The sequence below is a fragment of the Amphibacillus indicireducens genome, from assembly GCF_039539605.1.
GTDB classification, from domain to species: Bacteria; Bacillota; Bacilli; order Bacillales; family Amphibacillaceae; genus Amphibacillus; species Amphibacillus indicireducens.
On record NZ_BAABDL010000155.1, the window covers coordinates 2,191 to 18,215 of the forward strand.

Consider the following 16,025-nt stretch of genomic DNA (forward strand, 5'->3'; position numbering starts at 1 on the left):
GTGCAACTGTCAGTAAGATCCCCAATTCAAAATTCGAATAAAACTAATAATTGCTAGTGGGGGATCAACTGACAGTAGCGGCCCGATTGGTTCAACTAACAATCAGTAGCCCACCGATTGAAGTTTCACTTTATTATAATGCGTCAATCGCTTCATTGATTGGTGTATTGCCACCGACAATTTGAAATTCTTTCCCGATCGTTGCGTCTTTTTCCAAGCAAGCTAAAATGACACGCGCAACATCATCCCGAGTAATCTCCCCACGATCAACACGCTCAGCGGCAGTAATCTTCCCTGTAGCCCCATCATTCGTTAAGATTCCAGGGTGAATAATCGTATAATCTAAATCTGTATTTCTCAACCACACATCTGCATAATACTTTGCCACCACATACGGAGCGAATGATTCATTAGCCGCTAAAATTGCTTCCCGAGTTGTATCAAAAGAACTAATCATAATAAACCGTTTAACCCCAGCCTTTTCTGCTGCTTCTATCGTTTTAATCGCGCCATCTAAATCAATCATAAGTGTTTTATCTTTACCCGTTTTTGGCCCCGATCCTGCAGTGAAAACAATTGCATCAACATCAGTAGCAACCTTGGCAATTGATTCAACACGATCTTCTAAGTCAACTAAGACTGTTTCTGCACCTAGATCCTCAAAAAATGAGGCTTGTTCTTGTTTCCTGATCATTGCTTTTGCTGTTAAATGATCACTCGCTTGTATATATGACGTCAACTGCTTACCAATTTGGCCGTTCGCTCCTACAACTAGTACCTTCACATCAACCATCCTTTCTAATTTTGAATCAATACACCCTATTTAATTATGTTACCATTCTCACTGAAGAATAAACATTTTCTTGTTTTCATGATTGATATGTAAAAAATAAGAGATCAAGTTGACTGATCCCTTATTTTCACCTATTTGTTATTCTGTTCTTTTCTTTTTTAATAAATAGTATCCTAGTCCACTTACTAGTAATAAGACGAAGCCAATCAATAATAAATTAAATACATTTGTTGCTGTAGATGGCAGTAATTTTCCTGATTCATTAGAGCTTTTGTCTATTTCATTTTTCTCAGGAACCACCTTTTTATCATCTTCAGGCTCTTCGTCTGGATCTTCTTCGACAGGTTCTTCAGGTTCCTCTATCTCTGTATTGGTTACAATAAACCCAGACTCCGCATCACCTGTAATCGTCGTTTCATAGCCTTCTATAGAAACCTCTTCAACTGTATATTCAATTGGGCCTTGTTCATTTTCTACAGGTAAGTCTGTAAACGTATGTGACCAATCATTCAAGTCTGATAGTTTAACTGAATCGACAACTTCACCATTGGCAAGTAAATTAATCGTAACCGAATCCTGCACTTTACCTTCCCAAACTTTTTCTACTGAGAATTCTGTTGTTTCTGGCTCGATAATTTCTGTATTCGTTACGATAAAGCCCGTTTCTGCATCACCCGTAATTTTCGTTACATAGCCATCAACAGCTACTTCTTCAACTGTATATTCGATTTTGCCAACTTCATTTTCTACATGCAAATTGGTGAAAGTATGCCACCAGTTATTTAAATTAGATAAATCAACTGAATCAACTACTGCACCATTGGCCAGGAGGTTAACCGTCACTGAATCCTGTACTTTACCTTGCCAAACTTTTTCTACTGAGAATTCTGTTGTTTCTGGCTCGATAATTTCTGTATTCGTTACGATAAAACCAGCTTCCGCATCACCTGTAATCACCGTTTCATAGCCGTCTATAGAAATTTCTTCAACTGTATATTCAATTACACCGGCTTCATTTTCTACAGGTAAGTCTGTGAAAATATGTGACCAATCATTCAGGTCAGATAGTTTTACAGAATCAACAACTACACCATTTACAAGTAAGTTAATCGTAACTGAATCCTGCGCTTTACCTTCCCAAACCTTTTCAACAGCTACCTGTGTTGTTTTAGGTTCTGGATCCTTCTCAGGGTTCACATAATCATCTCTGTGTGTTTCTCCATTTATAATAATATCTTCCGCAATGACTGTTCCATTAAGATTATGATCCAATATTACAGTAGCCTTTGGAGCCAAAATAGAACCTGTAACTGCCGCTGAATTCTTTATTGTTCCCGCGTATAGGTTGCTTCCAGTTGAAGAATCATAGATATTCCAAACAACATTCGCATTAGACCACTTTGTCACATGACCAATTGATACAGATGAGCCATCGCTATAATGCGCAACAGAATTGGGGATGATAAATTCATTCTTGTTGTCCATCTGATTCATATCAACATTTATAATTAATGTTGATGCTTTATTTTTTTCAAATCCTTTAATGTGAATTGGAGTTGAAAAACTAAAGTCACCCTTTTTCAAGTGATAAACATTAAAATTCTTATTATTTGAGACGATAATTTCTTGCTTATTATGATCACGATTGTTTATTTCAATTGAACTATTTTCTAATTTAGCTAGTTTACTAACTAACTGAATAACATGTTGTTCAACTTGATTTAGATCGATAAACTCTCTCTCATCATCTTGCCAGAGTTGATTTGGCTGATTATTTTTATAAGGCCTATTGACCTTATTGCCATTCACCGACCAAGCATTTCCATTATCAACTGTACCGACTTCTACCTCTTTCCCTAAAACCAAAATTGATGCTTCATGGCCACCGACAGTGATTGCCATCCCACTCTCAATATTTCTTATATAGTTAGCCTCTTCAACCCCAGATGTACCAAAATCACTGCCGTATATTAGCTTATCCGTCAGTATATTACCGTTGATATGCACATTATTCTTGACACTATTTAAACCAACAAGATGAAATCCACCCGCTACGCCAAACAAACTATCCTGATAGAACTTTGTCTGCTGGTACACATTTGATTCATCAACTAACGTGACACCATTACTCTGTGTAGCATGAATCCTAATTGGGGTGCTTAGTAATTGTGACATTAGTAAAAGAATTGTTAAGAAAAAGCTGATCTTCCTAGTCATCATAATTAGCTCCTTTTCAATTGAGAATGTTTAGAATAAAAAGAGACCACGAAAACTTGGCCATCGTTATTCTTGAGTCATTCTATTCATTGAAAAGCTGTAATATGACGCTTTAGTTTAGATAGGTAAAGGGGATTTTTCACATAAAAAAACACCCTATCATAGATAGAGTGCTTGATTTGGCTTAGCTTTTTATCTCAAAGAAAAACAAGTGAGAATAGCAATAACAATCTGACGAGCCAAAGCCTTTAGCAGGCATATCAGCATTATGTTCTAACTTTAAACGTTGAAAAAGTTGGCATTCTCCATCACTTTCAGGAAAACTCTGAACGGATTCAACGCTTAAATATGGTCGCAAATAGTCAATGTGCCAGCGTTTTTTCTTGTCTACTTTCAAATGTCGGTCAATCCTTGCCTTAATATTTCGTTTGGCACTACCGACATAGACGTAATACCCCCGTGGAAAATCAAATGGACCTAACTTTCCTATTTGGATTGATTTTATATCTTTCACTAATCGGAACTTTATTGCATATAGCGTGTCCGATTCATTAATTGCATAGCCCATCAAAAACTCACCCCTTTTAATTTTAATGACAATTGAATCGCTCACATTCAGGATAAATTTTAAAAATATCACGAATACCATTGACCCTAACGTTACGTTATACTTTATAGTATCTAGTGAAAGGAGTAATCGAACATGAAGGTTAAAGAAGTTGCTGACTTAGTCGGTATTAGTGTGCGCACACTACATCATTATCATGAAATCGGTTTGTTAGTTCCAGAAAGAATAACCGACTCGGGTTATAGAGTCTATTCTGACAATAACCTTGAGAAATTACAACAAATCATGTTCTTCAAAGCACTTGGCTTTCCATTAAAGAAAATTAAGGAGATTATGACTAGTCCCAATTTTAATCAACAAGAAGCGTTGGAATTACATTACAAAATGTTGGTGGAAAAGAAAGAGCGGCTAGATCAGATGATTGACACAGTCAAAAAAACAATCAAACATACGAAAGGTGAGATCCAAATGTCTAATAAAGAAAAGTTTGCAGGCTTTGATTTTAGTCAGAACCCATATGAAGAAGAAGCACGCCAAAAATGGGGTGATCAAGCAGTTGATCAAGCAAATAAAAGAGTAAAAGAATTCTCTAAATTTGACCAGGAAAGCTTCAATCAAATTTATCGTGATCTTGCTAATATTCGTCATCTTGAACCAGCCTCAACAGAGGCACAAGAAAAGATTAACGAATGGTATATCTATCTGAACAAATTTGGTCATTATTCACTAGACGCTTTTAAAAATTTAGGACAGATGTATATTGATGATGAACGTTTCACAAAAAATATTGATCAGTTTGGTGAAGGTCTAGCTACGTTTATGCGCGATGCAATGGCAATTTATGCAAATACAAATAAATAATTAAAACAAGATCGATTTTACTTTATCCTTCACAAATATTCGGGCAAATGATGCCGATACATGTCAATCGCATTCTTATTTTGTTTTAATACGTGTATAGTCTTTGGGTGAGGATTGATATAGATGGTTGAATAATCAACTTCACCTGAACGACGATCAATTCTAAAAGCTAATTGCTCTTTTTCAAGTGAAAATTGAGCATTAATCCCGGACTTATTTCCACGTGCATCAAGTCTAATCCAACGATCGACCTTGGCTATATAAACAGCATTTAATGCATGGATACAGTAACCTTGCTCTGGCGTATCAAATAGCATTAACCGTTGATAGCAAAAGCCTGTCGGTATGTTTTGTGCGCGTAATAAAGCTGCTAATAAGTTCGATTTTGCGTAGCAAATACCTTCCTGATACTGAAGGACATCAGAAGCAATACAAGTTATTCGAGAGCTTTGTATATCCCACGAATGAGAAATCTGATCACGGACAAACTCAAAGGCAACTTTAACTTTGTCAATCTCATTTTGATCGTCAGCAAAAAGCTCATCCATTTTTCTTTTGATAAACAGATCATTAAAGTTCAGAACTTCAGTCTCAGCTAAGTATTTTGCGTAATCATTTGATTCAGGTTTTAAAATCACATTACCCATCCTAACTAATCAAATTATTAGAGTTTTAAAATTGCACAGTCAGCGAATCACCTGTACACCCATCACTTCAAAATGATGGTCAAAGGTAAAGATCTGATCAATTTTTTGTTCTTTCATAATTGCAACACTTAAAGCATCACAATATGAAATTTTTTGATCATTGAACTTTTCAAGCAATGCCATAGCTGTCATTCTCGCCACTAAAGTAACATCTACAATCACAAACGGCGCACCTACCAAAATATTTTCTAATAAATTAGATGCAATCGGATAACCTGATCGATACCTCAAAAATGCATACGTTTCACTTAGGACACTGTCTGAAATAATTAATTCAATATTGCTTAACTTTTTGGCAATTTCAATTGCTGCTTGATGATAGTGATCTTTAGGATTGTTTAGTGCAATCAGTGCACTTGCATCGACAAAACATTTATTATTTTTCATTTTCATATGTCTCCAACAAATACTGATCATGGTTAACAGACGCATCAGACGGCAAATCAACTTTAAGCTCTTTAGCCTTTCTTGCCATCGCAAGTAATGGATTTTCCTGTTTCACATGATTCGTTTCGTATTCCCGAATCGCTTCTCTAACAATTTCCGCTTCAGACATCCCTTTATCTTTTGCCAAAGCTTTTAAGATCCGTTCATCGTCTTGTGTGATATGGAATTGCTTTCGTTTCATTGATTGATTCATACCAAACACCCCCTACACACTTACTTTACAACAGGTGTGTAGGGGGTGTCAATTGATTATTCCGTAATAATCGTAATCGAACGGAAGATATTATCTTGATTGACTTCCCCTTCGAGTTCAGTCTCTAAATCAACGAATGGCAGTTGATCACTTAATTCAATTGATGCTTTATAGATCGAACCATCGATCATAAAGTAATACATCGTGTCACCAGCTACAACAGCCTGTGAAATGTTTTCAACTTGACCACTAATCGCTGTTAACTCTTCCTCTGTTTCAATTTCCTCAATTTCAGTTGGCTCACTCACTCCTCCAGTGGAACCATTTAGTTGGGCAATTAAGCCATCAACTGTATCGCTCGTCAATACTTTTTGATAATCTTGAGCATCAACTAGTGCATACGCACGAACTAAGCCAGAATCATCCTTCAATGACGAAATATAATACGGCCGATCATTTAAATTGAGTAGTAATGGGAATGTAGATGTGTAGCGCATTTGTTGTAAGCTACCTTCCGCTGATGCCATCGCTGAAAACTCGTCGGCAGATGTTACAGGGTAAAATTCAGCTTCTTTTGTTCGTAAATTAACTAGGTAAAAACCGATATTTGACGCATCACTATTAACTGATGTGACACCTGTATATAGGAAGACATCATCATTCATTGGGATGTAATTATAGCCTTCTGTCGTTTGTGTCACACCACGTTTTTGAAAAATACTATTCCAAAATCCATTTGTATATTTGCCATAATAGTTTAGTTGATCAAGAATTAATTCTGCTGCATAAATCCGATCCATCCATGTAGGGATCTCCCCTAATTCATAAGCTTCCGTCTCTCCAGTAACTGCATCTAAAGTAATGACACCACTTGGTTCTTGATAAGTGAAGAGGAACTTATTTTTATACGTTGTCGCAACATAGTACGGATGCCCTTCATCATCAACTTCAAATGAAGGTGATCTAAAAATAGTTGTTGGATATTGGCGTCTCAAATGACGCTTTACATTTCGAGAAAACCGCTCAGAATGGCTGTACTTAATATTCTCAGCTAAATCCTCTACGGTTACCTCACCCGAAACCATATCGACCTTCAAATAATTTGGGATCCCTTCTTTTCGATTATTGAGCCATTGCATAAAGCCAGAGTACTCCAATGGTGTCACTCGAAAAGGCTCATTTTCTATGTTAATTTGTGTATACGCATTCGCTGGAACAAACTGCGAGACTAAATCACTCATCGAACCGATTCGCCGATCACCTAATCGCTCCGCAGTGTCACGATCCATCATTGGAATTTGATCTGTATTCATCACATAGAAATCAGAGCCAAAATCCTTTTCCACAACATCAATCAAATTCGCGTAATCTTTTGACCTGAAAATGGGTCCGTTAAAAAACTGAATCGCAAATACTAATAAAACAAACACGATTGGCAAAGAAATCAACGTATATTTTGTACGGTTAACCTTCTTACGCCCAGATATATCAATGTCAATAACAAGTTCAATGAATAGAACACCAATAAAAAATGCTCCAATAAATAATCTGAATCCTGGCGATTGAATCGTTAACGCTGGTAAGAATAAATAATTTAAGACAAACATCAAAATGAACAATAGCAAATACGGAATCAATCGAACAAAATGTTTTTTCATCAGTCAAGCCCCCTCGTATTTTTTTCTAAGACAAAGTAGATTGCTCAAAAAAGAAGTTACCCTTATTTTAACATAGTTAATTGGATTATATTTTGTTAGTTCTAATTAAAAATAATTAATTGTTTAAAAAATCATTTGCCTTACAAATAATTGTATGGTAAATTTATATAAATGAGAATGATTATCATTATTAATTAATATTATAGTGACAGTAGATAAGGAGGGATCGTTTGAGAGATTTACCTATTGCAACAGTGTTTAGCAACTCAGAATTAGCGATCATTTTACCTGATCAAATCATCAGTACGGCAATTGCAGAAACAACAATTTATGATATAACTGCTTTTGGACTTGGAATGGGTGAATCGATTAGTACAGAAATTGTTGGCTTAGAAAAGTTGATTTATTGTCTCGAAGGTCAACTAGAAGTCACCCATAATGAGCAAGTTGTTATTTTAGAAGCTGGATCGATGATCTTATTAGATCGTGGTTCGCGCCATGCAATAAAGGCTAAAAATAAAGCTAGTTTTCAACAAATTCATTTTTATCAAACGGAGGAGAATAGACAAATGATTCATAAAATTCCACATAATGAAACGATTCAGTTAGCAGATCAAATTGACATTGTCCCTAATAGAAAGTCGAGTAAATCGCTTGTCCAACATGAGACCTTAACATTGACATTATTTGCACTTGATCAAGGGCAACAAATTGCACGACATACAGCGACGGGAGATGCACTTGTCCAAATTTTAGAAGGTGAAGCATTGATTACAATTGATCAGACTGACTACACTGTCAAAAAGGGTGAAAGTATCGTTATGCCAGCCGAAATACCGCATGCTTTAGAAGCTGTTGAAGCATTTAAAATGTTGCTAACAGTCGTCAAGACAGGTAAATAAGATGAGTGAAGCAGGGCATTCCTTTCTTGCTAGATTAGGAAAAACACGGCTACGTCCCGGTGGTGTGGAAGCAACAGATTGGTTATTTAATCATGTTCCATTTAATAAAAACCAACAAATCTTAGAAGTAGCCTGTAACCAATGTACAAATGCAATTGAATTGGTCAAAAAAACAGGGTGTTCAATCACAGCTGTCGATTTAGATAAACAAGTTGTAGAAATCGCTCGAAAACGGGTCGAAGCAGGCAATCTGACAGATCAGATCACAGTTGAACGAGCAAGTGCATTAAATCTTCCTTATCCCGACCAATCTTTTGACATTGTCATTAATGAGGCGATGCTAACAATGCTAGGGGATAAACAAAAGGTAAAAGCGATTTCAGAATACTATCGCGTTTTGAAACCTGGTGGCGTTTTACTTACTCATGATGTTAAACTTGCTGATGGGAATATGGTGGAGGTTGTTAAGGACTTACAAAAAGCCATTCACGTTCAAGCGACTCCACATGATGAAGCAGGGTGGCGTGAAATTTTTAAAACAGCAGGTTTTGAAAATCTAAAAATAGCAACTGGTCCAATGTCACTTATGAACCCGTTAGGCATGATTAGAGATGAAGGCTTAGGGCGGACGATAAAAATCTTTTGCCGAGCAATGAAAAAAGAAAACCGAGTCTACTTTAAGTCGATGTACCGCTTTTTCAAAGCAAATAAATCAAACTTAGGCTATATTGCGATTGTTTCAAAAAAATAAGTCGTTTTAATTCATTTGACCCTCGTCTGCTCACTAGATTTCAGATTTAGTATTTTTGCAGGCGAGAGTTTTTTGAAGATAATTAAAATCTGTGACCAGGCCATCGGGAAATTTCTATTCTGTTTGTGTTAGAATTGGCTTAACAATTCAATAAGTCAGCATCTAAGAAAACCATCCCGAAAGGAGCTCGACTGATTTATGAAAAAGTTAATCACCATGTTAGAAGAGCGATATGACGAAATGATTCAGATTCGCCGTCACTTACACCAGTATCCAGAACTATCCTTTCAAGAAAAAAATACTGCAACTTATATTGAGAATTTTTATCAAGGTAAAGCCGTTGATATGGAGACAAATGTTGGAAATGGTTATGGAATCATCGTGACAATTAAAGGTGGAAAGCCTGGGAAAACAGTCGCACTAAGAGCCGACTTTGATGCACTGCCGATTCAAGAAGAAGCAGATGTTCCTTTTAAGTCTAAAAATAAAGGTGTGATGCATGCATGTGGTCATGATGCACATACCGCCTACTTGCTTGTTTTAGCTGATTGTTTAATTGAATTAAAAGATGAACTTGCTGGAACGATAAAAATAATTCATCAGCATGCTGAGGAGTTACCGCCGGGTGGAGCAAAATCTATTGTTGACAGCGGGCATCTCAATGATGTTGAGGCGATTTTCGGTATCCACGTTTTACCGATTGCGCCTGCTGGAATGGTTGGTTACCGAAGTGAGTATGCTTTTAATGGACGTTCATATTTTAAATTGAAAATTAACGCAACAGGTGGACACGGATCCTCTCCCCATAAAGCGAATGATGCAATTGTTGCAGGTGCTCACTTTGTCACAGCGATTCAAACAATTGTTAGTCGAAGAATTGATCCAAATGAGATTGCGGTTATGACAATTGGATCATTTGACGGAAAAGGAACATTTAATGTGATTAAAGACAGCATTGAAATCGAAGGTGACATTCGTTATTCGAATTACGAAACGGAACAAGTGATTAAAAAAGAGCTTGTGCGGATTGTGGACGGACTTGAAGCAATGTTTGGTGTCGATAATCAGCTTACTTACAAACCAGACTATCCACCATTATATAACGATCCTGAGCTGACCGATTTTGTTGCTAACACACTCAATCAAGTGAATGATCAGGATATTAAAGCTGTTCGTGAAATAGCAAGGCTTTCTCCATCAGAGGACTTTGCCTACTACACGGAAAAAATCCCTGGTTCGTACTTCTTTATTGGCTGTTCACCAAAAGGTGTTGATCAACCTTATTTCAATCATCATCCTAAATTTGATATTGATGAAAACGCCTTACTTGTCGCAGCGAAATCAGTCGGTTATGTTGTCACAAACTATTTAAGTTAAAACAAAAAAATCTGCGAAATGGCCAAAAAATTTAACCCAATTTCGCAGATTTTTCAATGTAATTTTTAGATCGATCCTTTTCCACATGATGAAGCGATCGCTTCGGTAAACTCCATCCATAACGATGCGAGATCGTCCGACAGATTAAGATCACGATAAAGACCAGATAAAATTGATAGGCCTCTGTGATCCAGTCCATTCCAATCACAAATCCAGCTAAAATCGCCCATAAGACATAAACATCTTGACGAAATACCATTGGCTTTTCTTGCGCCAACACATCACGAATAATCCCACCACCTGCTCCCGTGATTGCAGCAGAGAACATGACTGCGAAAATAGGTAACTCAGACGCTTGAGCATACATCGCACCCTGAACGGCGAAGGCTGACAATCCAATCGCATCGAGAATATTCCAGCGTGATAAAAAGATCACGGCTTTACTCGGTAGTAAAAAGACAATGCTAATTGTAATTAAAGCGATAATAAACAGGGAATTTTGCTGCCAAAGTTGAGTAATAGGAATCCCGATAAATAGATTTCGGACGGCACCCCCACCAAATGCAGTAATCAATCCTAAAACATACACCCCGATCAGATCATAATCGACTTTAAGAGCAATTACAGCCCCACTCATTGCAAAGGCAATCGTCCCAATAATATTTAAAACTTCCCAAACGATAAGAAATCCCCCCTATCCAGCTAAAAAAACCATTGATTCACTTTCAATTATACTCTACAAAAGGAATGCTTCGACTGTCAAACATCGGCTATTTTAATCTTTTGATAGCATCCTTACTTAATCGTATGCTTTTATCAACAAAATAAAAGAAATATAATTGGAGTCTTTCTATATTAAGTGTTAAAATAGCGTTACTTTCATCTTTGTCATCTTTTAAGTTATCATTTTAACCCATTTATATTATTTAGGGAGGTAGATGAGAATGAACATTAAGAAATTCACGTTGACTGCTATTTTTATTTCAATTATTTTATTATTTGCTTTTACACCTGTTGGTTTTATCAACTTAGTCATCATTAAAGCGACAATTATTCATATACCGGTTATTATCGCTTCAATCCTTTTAGGTCCCAGAATTGGTGCGCTTCAAGGACTTGTATTTGGTTTAACGAGTGTGATTATCAATACGTTATCACCGAGCTTATTATCGTTTGCCTTTTCTCCCTTTGTTGATCTAGTCGATGTTGGGCCAGCAAGATTCTGGGCATTGTTTATTGCGATTGTACCTAGAGTGTTGCTTGGAATTATTCCGTTTTATCTTTATCAAGCAACCAAGCGGATTTTTGAAAAAACTAAATTCCGGCAGAAACCTGCGTTATTTTTAACTGGTTTACTGTCCACTTTTATTCACACATTTTTAGTGATGGGATCGATTGCTTTCTTCTTCCAAGATGCTTATGCACAAGCAATTGATGTAAATAGTGTTGGCGCTATTTTTAATGCAATTTTAACTGTATTTTTGACAAACGGACTCGCAGAAGCAATCGTCGCTGCCGTTATTACAACAGCACTTGTACCACCGTTACTGAAAATTGTTAATCGATAGCATGATTCAAGAAAAAAGGTTATAAAGTTTTACCCCTTAGGATGTCGTCCTGGGGGGTTTTTGTTATAATTGAGTTAGTTTAATTGTCAATATACTTTACATTTTTAATTGATCATCACTAAAATCGACTAAGAGAGTGGGTGATTAAATGGGAAATACTCGTGCAGATGAACTTAAATTAAAACTTAATGAATTAAGTAATTCGATTGAGCCAAAACTTAGTAAACAGCTTGATTTAGAAAAATGTGAGCGGAACATAAATCGGCTAGCTGAATTTTCATCAGAATGTGATGCCTGCTTACAGAATTTTTCTGATTTTGAAAATCATCTCTCACAACTATTAAATCAAAAAGAAAGTATCAATAAACAAGACATTAAAACACACACAAAAGTCATTAGGCAGATTGAAACTCACTTAACCGATCAACACGATCTCGTGTCTAGCGGACATTATACGGGTATCTACATGTCAATCGGATTGAGTATTGGGCTTTTGTTTGGCTTAGTCATTTTTGATAATATTGGTTTCGGATTACCAATTGGGTTAGCAATCGGCTTAGCAATTGGGGCAGGAAAAGATGAAGAAGCGAAGAAAAAAGGAAAAGTCATTTAAAAACGGAGGATATCATAATGCCTAAATTGTTACTCCACATTGAAGGCCTTGCTGTCTTTGCATTGAGCTTTTATATTTATCATCACTTTCAATTTAGCTGGATTTTATTTGTCGCATTGTTATTTGTCCCAGACCTTGCTATGCTGGGATACTTCATCAATCCTAAGCTTGGTTCGATGATTTATAATCTTTTTCACACTTATACAGTTGCTATTAGCGTCCTTTTCATTGGGCTACTGCTTTCTAGCTCGATCACCTTATCGATCGGAATCATCTGGTTAGCACACATTGGGATGGATCGGCTCTTTGGCTTTGGCTTAAAATATCCAACAGCATTCAAAGATACCCACTTTAATCGCGTTTAGTCAATCATTCGTGTTGGCAATATGACCAACACGAATTTTAATCTTAAACTAGACTATTTAGTAAATTCCGTTGCATTTTTCGGGAGCCCCTTCACTTGATTTAAATAGGCCGAAACCCGTTGATCCCATCCAACTGGATAATCAAAATCCAAACGTTCAGCAATAAAAGCAGCCGTATCACGAAACAATTCAATCATTGCAAATAACGCCTTCCAGACATCCGCATACGATGCTCGAGGAAATGTATTCAGCACCCGCTCCCAAGTGTCCTTTTCAAGATAGTTAGCTAAATACTTCTCTGACTTTCCAACACTAACTGAAAAATCCGTTTCAAACCCTACCTGCCATGCCAACATTTGATAAAGCATCGGCCGACAATAACGATTTAAGTGATCAAGTGCATAAAGCATCTCTTCACGCCATAATCCCTTTGCGATATAAGTTGTTATCCACCAAAATTCATTACAACAATCAAGGTACTGCTGATCAGTCGGCTTTTTAACCCAATAATCTTGATCTGTCGCTACTGGGATTTCTGGCAGTGACTGATCTTTATCTAATAAAATTTTTGTTAACGTATCTTCTCCGATGTATTCAACCTGATCTTCAACAGGAACAAGCATTAAATCAATTCAATTGCCATCAGTGAACAACATCAGGTACGAATAGCGATTGCCGAGCTCTGGCGGAAACAGTGACATATCCTCTGGTGTTTGGATAATCAATTGTTCCCCAAAAACATCGATCCAACTTGGTTGCTCTAAAAACGATTCCATCTCAGTCACTAGGTAGACAACATCATAATCTTGAAAAATATCTTTAGGTGCATTTCGATTTGTCCTCGATCCATTCAAACCAACAGCTCGTACCCGTTCATCCTTCTCCGCGACAGCTAAAATTAAATCAAACATTTCCTGTTCTGTACGCATTTGCTCACCTCTCATGAATCGTATTTAATTTAATCATAGCTTACTATAAGGAGTTTTTGAAGAAATTATAATTTTTTCACATGCGATCATGTATAATAAAAATAGCACAGTAATAAATGTACATAATATATTAAGAAAGAGGGTCGAATGATGAGTCATTTGTATATTAAACAAAAAGTCTTTAGTTTAGGCGAACGTTTTACCGTTAAAGATGAGCATGAACAAGACCGATACTTTATCCGAGGCAGCTTCTTTTCAATCCCAAAAACCTTTGAAATTGAAGATATCAACGGCCATCAAGTTGCCTTAATCACTAAAAAAGTTTTTAGTTTTCTACCAAAGTTTTATGTAGAGGCTGGAGGCAATGAAATTATGACAATTGTTAAAGAATTCACCTTCTTCAGAGATCGCTACCGGATCGATAGCTCTGACATTGAAATTAGCGGTGACTGGTGGGACAAAAACTTCGAAGTCTTTAAACAAGGCAGAAAAATAGCTCACGTAAACGAAAGATGGTTTACTTGGGGTGACACATACGACGTCCACGTGATCGATGAAGCCTATGAACACATTGTGATTGCAATTGTCGTAGCAATCGATTTTGTCAAATCAAACGAACAAGCAGCTGCAAGTTCAAATTAATTTTTCATAAAAAATTCACCAAACACAAAGGAGCCGATCCAAAAGTTCAGGCTCCTTTGTTTAATTAAAATAAAATCAAACCACCGATAATACCAGCAATTACAACAGACCATGACGGAAGTTTTAAAAAGGCTAGCATACTAAACAAAATAGCAACTAAAGCAAAATCAGTCGTTGTTTGAACAGCGTTCGTCCAAATTGGCGTATAAAGAGCAGAAATTAAAATTCCAACGACAGATGCATTGACTCCAATTAAAGCTCCTTTTATTTTCGGCTTATTTCTAAGTGCTTCCCAAAAAGGTAACACCCCAATAATCAGTAAAATAGCAGGTAAATAGATCGCTAAGAACGAAAGGAATCCGCCTAACCAACCGTTAATGATTGCCCCAATATAGGCGACAAATGTAAATAGCGGACCAGGAACGGCCTGAGTCGCACCGAATCCAGTTAGAAATTCTTGTTGTGTCAACCATCCCGCCGTGACAATTTCTTGCTCAAGTAATGGGAGAACGACATGGCCGCCACCAAAGACGAGTGAACCTGAGCGATAAAAACTATCGAATAATGTTAGCCACGGTAAATCAACCATACCACTTAAGATCGGTAATCCCATTAAAAAACCAAAAAATAATGTTAAGCAAATATAGCCAACACGGTGTGAGATTGGAAATTCACTTGTCGATTGATTTGTTTGCTTATCTGTTGCCTTAAATAGAATCAATCCTACTACGCCAGCTAACAAGATCGCAATGATTTGTGCGTAAGCGGTTTGCCATAATAAAGTGACAAGTAATGCAAAAAGGGCAATCAGCTTTGTTCTTAAATTTGGCGTTGATTTTTCAGCCATCCCTAAAACAGCTTTAGCCACAACTGCAACAGCGACCACTTGCAATCCTTTAATCGCAGCTGAATCTTCGATACCAAATGTAGTTAGAAAAGTTGCAAAAATCATCAACGCAATCGCGGACGGTAAAGAAAAACCTAAAAACGCAATAATTCCCCCAACTACACCTCCACGCATCACCCCAATTCCAATCCCAGTCTGACTACTAGCTGGTCCGGGCAAGAATTGAGAAAGTGCAACTAAGTCTAAGTAGCTTTTTTCATCTAACCATTTTCTTCTCTCCACGTATTCCTCGTGAAAATACCCTAAATGAGCAATTGGCCCACCAAATGATGTTAAGCCAAGTCGTAACGTCACAATAAATATTTCGATCCATCTCTTTAACTGACTATCTCGCTTATTTCCCATAACCAAGCCACCCCTACTATCTTGCTATTCTGATTTTTTTAAAAAGGTATTTCAAAAATAGCATAGCAGTCAGTCGGGTTCAATAGATTCAAACCAGAATTTACATCAACTTAATACTCTGTACCATTTATAGGCTATTAGCATATAGTAACATGACTAAAGAGATGAGGAGATGAAAAAGT

General features: G+C 36.8%; 17 protein-coding genes and 1 pseudogene. 8 read left to right on the forward strand and 10 right to left on the reverse strand.

The genetic code is table 11. The features are described 5' to 3' along the window. Positions 1 to 133 precede the first annotated feature (133 nt). The 3 genes from ABD814_RS12920 to ABD814_RS12930 form a co-directional block, all read right to left on the reverse strand. On the reverse strand, positions 134 to 793 hold the full coding sequence (locus ABD814_RS12920) for an SDR family oxidoreductase (RefSeq protein ID WP_344914070.1): 660 nt from the start codon (positions 791 to 793) through the stop codon (positions 134 to 136). A gap of 138 nt (positions 794 to 931) precedes the next feature. Further along, complete coding sequence (locus ABD814_RS12925; protein WP_344914073.1) at positions 932 to 3,010, reverse strand: Cna B-type domain-containing protein; 2,079 nt, start codon at positions 3,008 to 3,010, stop codon at positions 932 to 934. Between the two features lie 184 nt (positions 3,011 to 3,194). Beyond that, the gene (locus ABD814_RS12930; RefSeq protein WP_344914076.1) at positions 3,195 to 3,578 is read right to left on the reverse strand and encodes a GIY-YIG nuclease family protein; all 384 of its coding nucleotides are present in this window, start codon (positions 3,576 to 3,578) and stop codon (positions 3,195 to 3,197) included. A 135-nt stretch (positions 3,579 to 3,713) separates the two neighbouring features. Here ABD814_RS12930 and ABD814_RS12935 point away from each other — a divergent pair, with 135 nt between their 5' ends. Then, entirely contained in the window at positions 3,714 to 4,439 is a 726-nt protein-coding gene (locus ABD814_RS12935; protein ID WP_344914079.1) for a MerR family transcriptional regulator, read from the forward strand. 29 nt (positions 4,440 to 4,468) lie between these two features. Here the strand turns inward: ABD814_RS12935 and ABD814_RS12940 are convergent, their stop codons facing one another. From ABD814_RS12940 to ABD814_RS12955, 4 genes are read right to left on the reverse strand one after another with little or no spacing between them, the layout of a single operon-like run. After that, positions 4,469 to 5,077 carry a transglutaminase-like domain-containing protein gene (locus tag ABD814_RS12940; RefSeq protein ID WP_344914082.1) on the reverse strand — a complete coding sequence of 203 codons (609 nt, stop codon included), beginning with the start codon at positions 5,075 to 5,077 and terminating at the stop codon, positions 4,469 to 4,471. 48 nt (positions 5,078 to 5,125) lie between these two features. Continuing rightward, positions 5,126 to 5,533 (reverse strand): type II toxin-antitoxin system VapC family toxin, encoded by a 408-nt coding sequence (locus ABD814_RS12945; RefSeq protein ID WP_344914085.1) that lies wholly within the window; start codon positions 5,531 to 5,533, stop codon positions 5,126 to 5,128. Beyond that, on the reverse strand, positions 5,523 to 5,786 hold the full coding sequence (locus ABD814_RS12950; RefSeq protein WP_344914088.1) for a ribbon-helix-helix protein, CopG family: 264 nt from the start codon (positions 5,784 to 5,786) through the stop codon (positions 5,523 to 5,525). Before ABD814_RS12950 ends, ABD814_RS12945 begins: the two co-directional genes overlap by 11 nt. A 56-nt stretch (positions 5,787 to 5,842) precedes the next feature. Then, positions 5,843 to 7,444, reverse strand: coding sequence for a hypothetical protein (locus ABD814_RS12955; protein WP_344914090.1), 1,602 nt, complete (start codon positions 7,442 to 7,444; stop codon positions 5,843 to 5,845). Between the two features lie 230 nt (positions 7,445 to 7,674). Between ABD814_RS12955 and ABD814_RS12960 the strand changes: the two genes are divergently transcribed. The 3 genes from ABD814_RS12960 to ABD814_RS12970 all read left to right on the forward strand — a co-directional run bounded on the left by ABD814_RS12960 (position 7,675) and on the right by ABD814_RS12970 (position 10,474). Continuing rightward, a complete protein-coding gene (locus tag ABD814_RS12960) occupies positions 7,675 to 8,346 on the forward strand; it encodes a cupin domain-containing protein (RefSeq protein ID WP_344914092.1) in 672 nt (223 codons plus the stop codon). A gap of 1 nt (position 8,347) precedes the next feature. Further along, on the forward strand, positions 8,348 to 9,097 hold the full coding sequence (locus tag ABD814_RS12965) for a class I SAM-dependent methyltransferase (protein WP_344914095.1): 750 nt from the start codon (positions 8,348 to 8,350) through the stop codon (positions 9,095 to 9,097). Between the two features lie 198 nt (positions 9,098 to 9,295). Then, positions 9,296 to 10,474, forward strand: a complete 1,179-nt coding sequence (locus tag ABD814_RS12970) for an amidohydrolase (protein ID WP_344914097.1) — start codon at positions 9,296 to 9,298, stop codon at positions 10,472 to 10,474. A 31-nt stretch (positions 10,475 to 10,505) separates the two neighbouring features. Here ABD814_RS12970 and ABD814_RS12975 read toward each other — a convergent pair whose 3' ends face one another. Beyond that, positions 10,506 to 11,156, reverse strand: a complete 651-nt coding sequence (locus ABD814_RS12975) for a trimeric intracellular cation channel family protein (RefSeq protein ID WP_344914147.1) — start codon at positions 11,154 to 11,156, stop codon at positions 10,506 to 10,508. 262 nt (positions 11,157 to 11,418) lie between these two features. Between ABD814_RS12975 and ABD814_RS12980 the strand changes: the two genes are divergently transcribed. From ABD814_RS12980 to ABD814_RS12990, 3 genes are all read left to right on the forward strand, one after another. Beyond that, positions 11,419 to 12,042, forward strand: a complete 624-nt coding sequence (locus ABD814_RS12980; RefSeq protein ID WP_344914100.1) for an ECF transporter S component — start codon at positions 11,419 to 11,421, stop codon at positions 12,040 to 12,042. A gap of 148 nt (positions 12,043 to 12,190) precedes the next feature. Beyond that, positions 12,191 to 12,655 carry a glycine zipper domain-containing protein gene (locus ABD814_RS12985; RefSeq protein ID WP_344914103.1) on the forward strand — a complete coding sequence of 155 codons (465 nt, stop codon included), beginning with the start codon at positions 12,191 to 12,193 and terminating at the stop codon, positions 12,653 to 12,655. A gap of 17 nt (positions 12,656 to 12,672) precedes the next feature. Then, positions 12,673 to 13,020, forward strand: coding sequence for a DUF4260 domain-containing protein (locus ABD814_RS12990; RefSeq protein WP_344914106.1), 348 nt, complete (start codon positions 12,673 to 12,675; stop codon positions 13,018 to 13,020). A 53-nt stretch (positions 13,021 to 13,073) separates the two neighbouring features. Here ABD814_RS12990 and ABD814_RS12995 read toward each other — a convergent pair. Continuing rightward, positions 13,074 to 13,949, reverse strand: a pseudogene (locus ABD814_RS12995) (aminoglycoside 6-adenylyltransferase). A gap of 150 nt (positions 13,950 to 14,099) precedes the next feature. Here ABD814_RS12995 and ABD814_RS13000 point away from each other — a divergent pair. Further along, positions 14,100 to 14,591 carry an LURP-one-related/scramblase family protein gene (locus ABD814_RS13000; protein WP_344914108.1) on the forward strand — a complete coding sequence of 164 codons (492 nt, stop codon included), beginning with the start codon at positions 14,100 to 14,102 and terminating at the stop codon, positions 14,589 to 14,591. Positions 14,592 to 14,655: 64 nt separating this feature from the next. On the opposite strand, the gene chrA is transcribed toward ABD814_RS13000, so the two are convergent. Then, positions 14,656 to 15,843 (reverse strand): chromate efflux transporter, encoded by a 1,188-nt coding sequence (chrA, locus tag ABD814_RS13005; RefSeq protein WP_344914111.1) that lies wholly within the window; start codon positions 15,841 to 15,843, stop codon positions 14,656 to 14,658. Positions 15,844 to 16,025: the final 182 nt, after the last annotated feature.